2 protein-coding genes are annotated in these 1,378 nt (G+C 57.0%); both read right to left on the bottom strand.

Going from position 1 to position 1,378, the window contains the following annotated elements:
- Positions 1–130: 130 nt before the first annotated feature.
- Positions 131–427 (bottom strand): hypothetical protein, encoded by a 297-nt coding sequence (locus tag B2R17_RS05845; RefSeq protein ID WP_286763234.1) that lies wholly within the window; start codon positions 425–427, stop codon positions 131–133.
- A gap of 22 nt (positions 428–449) precedes the next feature.
- A partial coding sequence (locus B2R17_RS05840) for a helicase-related protein (protein ID WP_286763233.1) occupies positions 450–1,378 on the bottom strand: 929 nt, incomplete at its 5' end.

Here is a 1,378-nt window from a genome sequence, read left to right as displayed (position 1 = left end):
GAGGGCTCGCGCCCTTCCGCTACCTTTTTTAAATCCCGAAGTTGTTTTCGAATGGTTCCTTGGACAATGCGTATATGCCGTTCCAGCCAACCGCACAATGGCAGCTTCAAAAGAAAACCGGCCGCCGGGTTCAACGCGTCTCCCACCAATCCGCGTAGGGTGTATTCCTGACCAATTGGCGGTTGTGATCGGTGTCGTCGTCCCACCAAGTCGGCCCGCGTTCTCCAAGTTTGATCTTCGCCGCGTTGACCGCATTGCGAGCGATTTGCATCGCGTCTTCATCACCCGATGCTTTCGCAGACTTCACGTCCCGTCTCGCTTTCATCAATTCGCAAACGTATTGCTGGCGTTCCTGTTCGCTCAAGTTTGGATTGGTGCACCGCCACAATCGTTGCTGGTGAACAAAGTATCGACCGTCAGGTGTCACCGGGTACTTCACAGCCAATTACTCACGCACTCGCGGACGCGACAGCTCCACACTGATCGCACAGACAATCCGAGCCCGTCCTTTCGCTGACGCCAAAGTGCTCACGAAGCGATTGCCACCGGCACCTGGACGACTCGGCAAACTCCACCATCTCACGCAGCGCCACCTGGCGATCCTCGGATCTCACCCGAGTCGCTTCCTCCAGTCGATCAGCCACACGGTGCTCGAGGTCTTCGACAATCAAACGCCATCGACCTCGTCCGGCGGGAGCAACGATGCCGCGAGACGACAACAACTGAAAACAGTTCTTCAACGTGACGCGGCCGAGCGGACTGATCGGGGCCAGCTTCGACAAAGCCACCTCGCCGTCTTTGCCAATCTCGTTGACGCCGCGAACCAGCGTGTGATGCGCCGTCATGATCTTGCTCGCTTCCATCATCCCGCCGGCAAACATCTTCCGCAGATCCACATCAGACGGGTCATACAACAGCGTGCAACGTGATCGCTTGCCATCTCGCCCGGCTCGTCCCATCTCTTGGTAGTACGACTCCAACGAGCCCGGTAACTCAACATGGATGACTTGTCGGAGGTCTTGCTTGTCGATTCCCAAGCCAAATGCGTTAGTCGCAAACATCACGCTCGGGCGACCGTTCATGAACTGCTCTTGGGCTTCCGCACGCTCGGCCTTTCGCATCTTGCCGTGGTAGCACAACCCACCGAATGATTTCGCCAACTGGTCAGCCGTCTTGGTCGTTCCGCAATAAACAATCGCTGGCTCGGTGCGTTCCAGCATGCCCTCGATCTCGAGGGCGCGATGCAATTGCTTCAACTTGTCCTCCGCCGAGTAGCAGCGAACGACTTCGATTCGAAGGTTGGGCCGGTCGATTCCAGTTCGAACGATGGTTGGATCGTTCAAACGCAGCGAGCATCGCACCTCGTCTAAAGTTCGCT

The sequence above is a fragment of the Rhodopirellula sp. UBA1907 genome, from assembly GCF_002337565.1.
GTDB classification, from domain to species: domain Bacteria; phylum Planctomycetota; class Planctomycetia; order Pirellulales; family Pirellulaceae; genus Rhodopirellula; species Rhodopirellula europaea.
This window is presented reverse-complemented; position numbering and strand designations above follow the sequence as displayed.